The sequence below is a fragment of the Rhodococcus sp. ENV425 genome, assembly GCF_002887785.1.
In the GTDB taxonomy this organism is placed as follows: domain Bacteria; phylum Actinomycetota; class Actinomycetes; order Mycobacteriales; family Mycobacteriaceae; genus Rhodococcus; species Rhodococcus aetherivorans.
Genome location: NZ_PCZU01000111.1, coordinates 1 through 2,856, shown reverse-complemented (window position 1 = coordinate 2,856; position 2,856 = coordinate 1). Strand labels below are relative to the sequence as shown.

Genomic DNA, 2,856 nt, shown 5'->3' with positions numbered 1-2,856 from the left:
CGAGCAGACCGGTCTGGCGGGCCAGGGCCTCGCCCTCCTTGGCGACGCGCACCACGTAGCGCGAGCTCTTGCGCAACCCGCCGGCGCCGAGGACGTGCACCTCCGCGGAGTAGCCGTAGAGCTCGAAGATCTCGCGGCGCAACCGGCGGGCGATCGACCCGAGGTCCACCTCGGCCTCCACGACGACACGGCCCCCGACGATGTGCAGCCCGCCGGCGAAGCGCAGGAGGGCGGACACCTCGGCCTTGCGGCTGCTGGTGCGGGTGACCGCCAGCCGGCTCAGCTCGTCCTTGACCTCCGCTGTCATTGCCACGTGGGGATCTCCCTTCCGTCCCGCTGCGCGAGGTCCCGGGGGCGGGCCGCGTCGGGCAGGTGTTGAGCCAGGACCGCCGCCAGCTTGGCGGGGTCGTGTCGGTGGGTGCCGGTCTCCGCCACGTCGGCGTAGACCACCTGGGCGCCGAATCCGGCGGCGGCCCGGCACAGGTGTTCGCGTTCCCGGCCCTCGGGCACCGATGCGGAGTCGACCACCACGTGGTCGACCCGGAACTCCGGGGCGTGCTGGGCCAGCACGTGCAGGTGCCGCTCGGAGGAGAACCCGGCGGTCTCCCCCGGTTCGGCGGCCAGATTGAGCACCAGCACCTTGCGGGCCGGCGCCGTCACCAGCGCCTCGAGCAGGTCGGGGACGAGCACGTGCGGGATGACGCTCGAGAACCACGAGCCGGGCCCGAGCACGACGAGGTCGGCGGCGCCCACCGCGTCGAGCGCGTCGGGACACGCCGGGGGGTCGGCCGGGATCAGCCGCACGCGCCGGACCTTGCCGGGGGTGGTGGCGACGGCGACCTGCCCCCGGATGATGCGGCTGGCCCGCGGATCCGATTCGAGGCCGGACACGTCCGCCTCGATGTCGAGGGCGATCGGCGACATCGGCAGTACCCGGCCGCGCACCTCGAGCAGTTCGGCGACGCGGTCGAGGGCGGCCACGGGATCGCCGAGGACCTCGGTCAGCCCGGCCAGGATGAGATTGCCCACCGAGTGGCCCGCGAGCGCGCCGGTGCCGCCGAACCGGTGCTGCACCGTCTCGGTCCAGGTGTGCACCCCGGGGGTGTCCGCGGCCAGCGCGGCCAGCGCCATGCGCAGGTCGCCGGGCGGGATGACGCCGAGTTCGGCGCGCAGCCGGCCGGAGGAACCGCCGTCGTCGGCGACGGTGACGACGGCGGTGACGCGGTCGCTGAGCCGGCGGACGGCGCTGAGCGTGGCGTACAGGCCGTGGCCGCCGCCCAGGGCCACGATCGACGGATTCGGCGCGGTGCCCTGCCCGCCGGCCGGGCCGCCGGTCCCGGGCGGCGGGGCCGCGGAACCGGGCCCCGTCATTCGCGCCCCAGATCCCGGTGCGCGACGTGCACCGACAGCGTCGGGTCGGCGTCGAGCCGCGCGGCGAGCGCCTCGCTCATCGCCACGCTGCGGTGCTTGCCACCGGTACAGCCCACCGCGATCGTCATGTAACGCTTCCCCTCCCGGCGGTAACCGGCCGTGGTCAGTTCGAGCAGCCGATGATAGGTCTGCAGGTATTCCTGCGCCCCGTCCCGGCTCAGCACGTAGTCGCGGACGTCGACGTCCTGGCCGGTGTGCGGACGCAGCTCGGGCACCCAGTGCGGGTTGGGCAGGAACCGCACGTCGCACACCACGTCCGCGTCCATCGGCAGACCGTACTTGAATCCGAACGATTCCACGGTGACCCGGATCGAGTCGGCGTCGCCGTCGCCGAACGCGGACTCGATCTTGCGGCGCAGTTCCGGACCGGACAGCGACGACGTGTCGACCACCAGATCGGCGGCGGCCTTGACCGCGGCGAGCTGGGCGCGTTCGGTGGCGATGCCGTCGGTGAGGGTGCGGTCGGCGGCGTCGGCCTGCAGCGGGTGGCTGCGGCGGACCTGCTCGAAACGACGCACGAGGACCTCGTCGGTGGCCTCGAGGAACAGCACGCGGGTGCGCACGGGCCGGGCGGCCAGTTCGGTGACGACCCAGCCGAGGTCGCCGGTGAACAGGCGGCTGCGTACGTCCATGACCACGGCGAGGCGCTGCAGCGGCGGGTCGGCCCGCACCGCGAGATCGACCATCGAGGTGACCAGCTGCGGGGGCAGGTTCTCGGCGACGAACCAGCCGAGATCCTCGAGGGCCGTCGCGGCGGTGCTCAGACCGGCTCCGGACAGGCCCGTGACCAGGGCGACCTCCGCCCGCGGGCGGTGGTCGTCCCGGGGCCGGGGCCGAGGCTGCGCCGTCTCCGCCTCGTGTGTCACAGTTCCGACTCCGTTCGTCCGCCCGACACGCCGACGGTGCCATCATCACCCACCGGCGTGTCCGCCGCAGCCTCACCCGCCGGGGCCGGCACGGTGTCCGGGACGTCGCCGCGCAGGGCGTCGAGCACGGCGCGGGCGGTGGCGACGCCGATGCCGGGGACCGCGGTGATCTCCTCCACGGTCGCCTCCCGCAGCCGGGCCACCGACCCGAAGTGCGCGACGAGCGCGTTGCGGCGGGCCTGCCCGAGCCCGCGCACCCCGTCGAGCGCGGAAGCGGTCATGCGCCGGGATCGCTTGCTGCGGTGGTAGGTGATGGCGAAGCGGTGCGCCTCGTCCCGGACCCGCTGCAGCAGGTACAGCGATTCGCTGGTGCGGGGCAGGATGACCGGGTCCTCCTCCCCCGGCACCCAGACCTCCTCGAGCCGCTTGGCCAGTCCGATCACCGCGACGTCGGTGATGCCGAGTTCGTCGAGCACCTCCGCCGCGGCGGCGACCTGCGGGGCACCGCCGTCGACGACGTACAGATTCGGCGGGTACGCGAAGCGGCGGGGCCGCCCGG

At 74.2% G+C, this 2,856-nt stretch carries 4 protein-coding genes; all 4 read right to left on the bottom strand.

The window, feature by feature from the left end; all coding sequences use genetic code 11:
- Nucleotides 1-313: DNA-binding protein WhiA (whiA, locus tag CQZ88_RS08730; RefSeq protein ID WP_102799608.1), on the bottom strand; the 313-nt coding region annotated here is incomplete at its 3' end.
- Nucleotides 304-1,371 carry a uridine diphosphate-N-acetylglucosamine-binding protein YvcK gene (gene yvcK, locus CQZ88_RS08725; RefSeq protein WP_006937690.1) on the bottom strand — a complete coding sequence of 356 codons (1,068 nt, stop codon included), beginning with the start codon at nt 1,369-1,371 and terminating at the stop codon, nt 304-306. The genes whiA and yvcK, both read right to left, overlap by 10 nt.
- Nucleotides 1,368-2,222, bottom strand: a complete 855-nt coding sequence (gene rapZ / locus CQZ88_RS08720) for an RNase adapter RapZ (RefSeq protein WP_170914089.1) — start codon at nt 2,220-2,222, stop codon at nt 1,368-1,370. The genes yvcK and rapZ overlap by 4 nt, the downstream gene beginning before the upstream one ends.
- Nucleotides 2,223-2,293: 71 nt before the next feature.
- A partial coding sequence (locus CQZ88_RS08715) for a helix-hairpin-helix domain-containing protein (protein ID WP_258008517.1) occupies nt 2,294-2,856 on the bottom strand: 563 nt, incomplete at its 5' end.